This window comes from Arthrobacter sp. ISL-5 (genome assembly GCF_018613835.1).
Taxonomy (GTDB): domain Bacteria; phylum Actinomycetota; class Actinomycetes; order Actinomycetales; family Micrococcaceae; genus Arthrobacter.
In genome coordinates, this window is sequence record NZ_JAGGPM010000057.1 from 1 (window position 1) to 5,664 (window position 5,664).

The following is a 5,664-nucleotide window of genomic DNA, read 5'->3' on the forward strand; positions in this document are numbered from 1 at the left end:
GCAAGGGGCACAACGGCTACTTGGTTGGGTCAACGCCCCCAAGCCCGCTGGCCCTCTCCCCACCAGCCGCGAGAGCGCCCTCGCCACTGATGGACAGCTCGGAAACCCAGACGGATCCTAGTAGTCCTGGCTCCCCACGTGCCCACGGCCATGGTCTTCGTCCGGAACCCGAGCGGAGTGTCCCACTCACCGGAGGAGCACGTCGTCGACGAGGACGCCGAAACCGGAGCACAGACCCTGGCCGGTGCCCTCCACGGACTGATGGCCTGAAGACATAAGAGCACCCGTGGCGATCTGTTCGGCGCGGGTGCTCTCCTGTGGCCCTGCGGCCGCACCTTTATTTCACTCAGTAACACTGAGCCCGCTCATCGCGCTGTCAACCAGGACAGCGCGAAAGTAGGCTGGATGCGTGTCCCGCCGGATCCCCCATGCCGGCGAGGCACGTCTGTGCAGCAGGTGCAGACGGCCTGGATGCCAGATCCTGCGCCAAACCCCCACATCTACCACTGCCAGTGGGGGTAACCTCATTGCTTCGCCCGCGCTGCGATCGGGAAGATTCCGGCGTCCGGCGCATGGACGCGGCCACGGTCTTCTGGTCAGCGCCGGTCCCGCTCCGGGCCAGCACGGCCTGGATCTGCGGCGCTCCATGGATGGGCGGCTCTTACCTGCGTCCAGTTCCGCCCGCGCGACCGCACGTGCCGGGGATTCCGAAAGGCGTCTGCGGCACCAGGCTTGGAACCCGGACCGGGAAACACCCACAGGCCGGGCCATTCGCTGCCTTAGCCCGAAGCGACGATGGCATGTGCCTTGCGGAAGCTCTCGGCGTTGTTCGGGTTGAGTGTTTGTGTGAGTGTGCTGCGAATTGCCCCGGCGTCGACCATAGAGGCGATTCGGTTGAGCAGGCTGTGCTGTTCGATCATGTCTTGGGTTTGGAACAGTGAGCGTGTGAACATGAGCTCCCAGTGCCAGGTGAGGCTCTTAGCTTTGAGCGGCGCAACATCCAGCGCCCCCGGATCGTCGATTGCCACGATTTGGCCGAACGGCTTGAGGATCTCGACGAAGACGGGCAGCTGGCCCCTCGAATTTGTCGAGAAGATACAGTCGACCCCCTCGGGAGCAACCCGAAGGACGTCTTCTCCTAACGCTTCTCCATGTCTTACCGTCTCATCGGCACCAAGGGATCGGACCCACTGCCGGCTTTCGTCGCGGTTCGCGGAGGCGATCACACGCATCCCTGGAACCATTGCCTTTGCCAGTTGGATGACCATGGAGCCAACCCCTCCGGCGCCCCCAACCATCAGCAGTGTTCCGGTGCTGGCCGGGGTCAAACGCAGCTTGTCAAACAGGGCCCTCCCACGCGGTGATGGAGGTGAGGGGAAGCGCAGCAGCGTGAACAAAATCCAGCGATGCCGGCTTAGCGCCGACGATCCGCTCGTCTACAGCATGGAACTGTGCATTCGTGCCGGGCCGGTTGATTGCCCCGGCGTAGTAGACATCGTCACCCGGTTGGAAAAGGGTCACTTTGGGGCCGATCCCGCGTACCGTGCCGGCGGCATCAAAACCCAGAACCTTCGGCTTTCCGTCGGGGTCGCCGCCCGAACGGACTTTCACATCCACAGGGTTTACGGAAACGGCCTTGATTTCGACGACGTCACGGCCCTGATCGTGAGGCGACTGATCGACGGGGCGGACCGGAAACACTGAGTTCCGGCCTCGGACAGGAAGAACAACGACTCGTTTTCAACCCTAGGCTCATTTGGGCCGCGCCCGATGAGAGGGCGCCGCGACTACCAGCAACCACCGGACCGCAAGCTTGACCGGCCAACGCAGGGTCAGACGGGGAAGAGGCCGCTCCTCAGGTAGTTGGTTCAGGGCCGGGAACCCTGGGATTTGGGTGGCAGGTGTCCGCGCCGCGAAGCTTCCCGGATTACCTGGCGAATGTTGGCGAACAGGACCGCTTTTACAGCCGTTACGTCTGGGCTGTGGCCCTGCTTTAGCGCCGTCTCCAGATCCCGGCAGTACGATTCGAGCCGCAGAGCGCCGGCCATCGCGGAGCTGGTTCTCAGGCTGACCACGGCGTCGAGGCTCTCCCCTGTGTCTTCGCGGGTGAGTGCTTTGAAGATTTTGGCTGCCCGGGCAGGCAGCATCAGCAGGTACTCCTCGATGAACGCCCCGGCGACAGCCTCCCCGGCATCATCTTTGAGGTCCTGCAGCGCGCCGTCGTCCAATGCGGGCAGGTCCTGGCCCGGGTCCTCCGTCATGCCAGCCACCTCACCCTCTTGTTCGCGCCGATCCTGGTTGGTTCAAGGATCATCCAGCAGGCAACTCAAGAAGCGGACACTCTCACCACAGGTTCCGATCAAGAGTCCTTGGGGACGGGACATGGCCCGAGCTCCGGGCATGCACGGGACACTCCCCCGCGGATCCAAAACAGTGGAAGTCCGCGTCATATGAACGTCCCTCTCCTATCGAGTCAGAAGTAGGCAGAGAGAGTGCGGCAGCTCTGAAAGTGCGCGCAGAAGCCGCTTGAGGTATGAGCAGCGACTTGTTAGTTACCGCAGACACCGCTTCCTTCGTAACGGCTCGGACTTGTTGTTCTCGCATGGTCATAAGGTCGCTGACCCACGGCGTGTTAGCACGGAGGCGCTTCCAGAACAGCAGGGCACCGACATCGGCTTTGCCAATGCTGCCCGTTGCGAGAATTCGGTCAGCGACTTCGTAGAGCACCTCGTCGTACGCCGTAGAGGTGCTTGATTTGTAGTCGGCGTGGGACCTCTGAAGGGTCTCCCACGCCTGCGTGCTGAGGACTTGGGCTGTTTCGTCCGGCGCCTTCATGCTCCGACAATGCCACAAGTTGACGCTTCGTTCAGGTACCACGAACAGGCGCTTCGGCTGAGTCGGAGAGGTTGCTTCGTTCCCTTGCCCACACAAAGTCAAAAACGACCGTTTCCGCTACAAAACCAGCTTGCCCGTTCAAAGGATTTGATGCTGTGGGTCGCGGCGCTAAGTGGCGGTGATCCGTCGGCGGTATATGGCGCACCAGAGTGGGAGCAGGCGCCGTCTCAGGGCTGCTAGGAGCAGCGATCCGTTCCAAGGCCTCTCTTGGAGATCTGTTGACCTCTGCTACGAGGTGAACGGCTCCATCAGATGCCGTCTAACTGCAGCGGCGTGGATCGGCCGCCGACGTCGACCACCGGGAGGCGCGTCGGTCAGATCATCTGTTCCGGCTGAGTTTGTCTATCAGTTCACCGGTCATGGTGCCACTGCTGATGACCACGACCATGGCCCGTCGAGCCCCCGGCGACACGGCGCGCTGGTCTTCACCCTCTCGCTTGTCGTGCTGACGGGCACTTTCATCAACCCCCTAAAATTGAAGCTCTGCTAGGACAGCCGGGCAACATTCCGCCGCACTGGACGGGGAGTGGTGCCGTCGGAGAACAGGTCGGGGGAGGATGCCTGTATCCGTTTGACGTCATCGAAAACCCCCCGAAGGTGGAGGCGCAGGGAACTGTCCGCCTCGGCAACGTTTTTCGCTTCCAAGGCGTCGACTATGGCCGTGTGCTGCTCAACCAGGGTCGAGACCGGGCGGGTGTCGATGAGGCTCAGCCGCCGGGCGCGGTCCAGGTGCGCCTTGGCGGAATTGACTGCGGTCCAGGCCGACTCGTGTCCCGCCAGGCGCAGCAGTTCCCGGTGGAAGTCCTCGTCCAGCCGGAAGAACTCCTCGATGTCGCCTTTGGCCTCGGCGTCGCGCTGGCTGGCGAGGATGTCGCGGAGGCCGGTGATACCGGCAGCGTCCGCGGCGAAGTCGTAGAGCGAGGCACATTCGATCGCCTCACGCACGAACTGGGCCTGGGCCACGCGGTCCAGATCCACCAGGGACACGAAGGAGCCGATCTGCGGGAAGACCTGCACGAGCCCTTCCTCCCGCAGGAGAATCAGGCTTTCCCGCACAGGGGTGCGGCTGACGCCCATTTCCTGGGCAAGTTCATTTTCCGACAATGGCTCACCGGGGGGAAGCTGCAGGGAAATGATGCGATGCCTGAGCGTTTCCAGGGTCTGATCCCGGACGGACAGTCGCGGAGGCTGTTCCTTGCCGCGTTTTTCGGTTGCCATGGCTCCAGTCTATTACTCTTGACACACTAGAATGGTAGTGCTTGTATGGTACTAACGACGGGCGGGAGCCACGTAGTCACGAAGAGGGCCAGCTTCCCCGCGTTTGTCCCTTCCTTCCCTTTCATTTCATCGCCTGCAAAGGAGCAACTGATGAGCGCAAGCATCGCGCCGCCGTCATACGATCTGAAGAAGGTCCGCAAGACTGCGGGTGCCTCCTTCATCGGGACCATGGCTGAGTATTACGACTTCTTCATCTACGGAACAGCCTCGGCCCTGGTCTTCAACAAGATCTTCTTCCCCGAGATCGATCCGCTGCTGGGCACCCTTGCCGCGTTCTCCACGTACGCGGTGGGATTCTTCGCCCGCCCGCTCGGCGGGATTGTCTGGGGGCACATCGGGGACCGGATCGGTCGGAAGAAGGCCCTTATCTGGACCCTGCTTATAACCGGGTTGGGGACCTTTGCCATCGGTCTCATGCCGACGTACGAAACCATCGGCCTGTGGGCTGCAGTCATCCTGGTCTTCGTCAGACTTATTCAGGGGTTCGGAGTCGGCGGCGAACAGGGCGGCGCTGTGCTGTTGACGGCGGAGGCCGCTCCGCCGAACAGGCGCGGGTTCTTCGCCAGCTTGGTCCAGATGGGCTCACCGGCCGCCTACCTTGTGCCCTCCGCGCTCTTCGCGTACCTCACCACCCAGCTCTCCGAAGAGCAGTTCCTCGCCTGGGGCTGGCGGATTCCCTTCCTCCTGAGCATCGTTGTCGTCGCAATCGGCCTCTGGATCCGGCTCCGGATTGATGAATCAGAAGTGTTCAAGGAAGTGAAAGAGAACGCGGAGTCCCAGCAGGCACCCGTCAAGGTTGTTTTCCGGGAAAGCCGCCGCGAGGTATTCCTGGGTATGGGCTCCAAGTTCGTCGAGGCCGCCGTTTTCCCGTTCTACACCGTCTTCCTCGTCGCGTACTCCAAGAACCTTGGCAATGACTCGTCCTTCGTACTGGAAGCCATCATCATCGCCATTCTTGTCGAGCTGGTCATGATCCCAGTCTGGGGCTGGCTGACGGACAAGATCGGACGCAAGAAAGTCTTCCTTGGCGCCGCGATCCTCAACCTTGTCCTCATCTGGCCGGCATTCGCTGCCATCGCCAGCGGCGACACCCTTCCCATCGTTGCCATCCTCGTTGCGGGTCTGGCTCTGGGACACGCCGGAACGTACGCTCCGCAGGCCTCCTTCTACCCCGAGCTCTTCCCGGTCCGTGGCCGTTACACCGGCGTTTCGATCGTCTGGCAGTTCGGCGCCATGATCGCCAGCGGGCCGTTCACGGTGGTTGCGACGGCGTTGCTCGTCGCTGGAGGAGGATCGATTGCGGGAGTTGCGGTCTACGTCTCTGCCCTGATTCTGGTGAGCATTGTGTGCTTGGCACTCCTGCCGGAAACGGCGCCGGGACAGCGCGGCGGCAAGGAGTACGCGGAATGGCACGCCCATCACAGCGTCGCCACGGGCGCCGATGCAAACCACGGCTCCAGTTCCCTGAGGTAAGTAGCCGTTGTGCCCCTT

General features: G+C 62.3%; 6 protein-coding genes. 2 read left to right on the top strand and 4 right to left on the bottom strand.

Translation table 11 applies throughout. The features are described from left to right. Positions 1-138 precede the first annotated feature (138 nt). The gene (locus J7I89_RS23970; RefSeq protein WP_374102045.1) at positions 139-270 is read left to right on the top strand and encodes a hypothetical protein; all 132 of its coding nucleotides are present in this window, start codon (positions 139-141) and stop codon (positions 268-270) included. Positions 271-779: 509 nt separating this feature from the next. On the opposite strand, the gene J7I89_RS23975 is transcribed toward J7I89_RS23970, so the two are convergent. The 4 genes from J7I89_RS23975 to J7I89_RS23990 all read right to left on the bottom strand — a co-directional run bounded on the left by J7I89_RS23975 (position 780) and on the right by J7I89_RS23990 (position 4,113). Continuing rightward, the gene (locus J7I89_RS23975; protein WP_214975712.1) at positions 780-1,268 is read right to left on the bottom strand and encodes a zinc-binding dehydrogenase; all 489 of its coding nucleotides are present in this window, start codon (positions 1,266-1,268) and stop codon (positions 780-782) included. A gap of 70 nt (positions 1,269-1,338) precedes the next feature. Then, positions 1,339-1,611, bottom strand: a complete 273-nt coding sequence (locus J7I89_RS23980) for an alcohol dehydrogenase catalytic domain-containing protein (protein ID WP_214975714.1) — start codon at positions 1,609-1,611, stop codon at positions 1,339-1,341. Positions 1,612-1,868: 257 nt separating this feature from the next. Then, positions 1,869-2,261, bottom strand: coding sequence for a hypothetical protein (locus J7I89_RS23985; protein WP_214975716.1), 393 nt, complete (start codon positions 2,259-2,261; stop codon positions 1,869-1,871). 1,120 nt (positions 2,262-3,381) lie between these two features. After that, on the bottom strand, positions 3,382-4,113 hold the full coding sequence (locus J7I89_RS23990; protein ID WP_214975718.1) for a GntR family transcriptional regulator: 732 nt from the start codon (positions 4,111-4,113) through the stop codon (positions 3,382-3,384). 150 nt (positions 4,114-4,263) lie between these two features. Here J7I89_RS23990 and J7I89_RS23995 point away from each other — a divergent pair, with 150 nt between their 5' ends. Beyond that, on the top strand, positions 4,264-5,646 hold the full coding sequence (locus J7I89_RS23995) for an MFS transporter (RefSeq protein ID WP_214975720.1): 1,383 nt from the start codon (positions 4,264-4,266) through the stop codon (positions 5,644-5,646). The last annotated feature ends 18 nt before the right edge of the window (positions 5,647-5,664 follow it).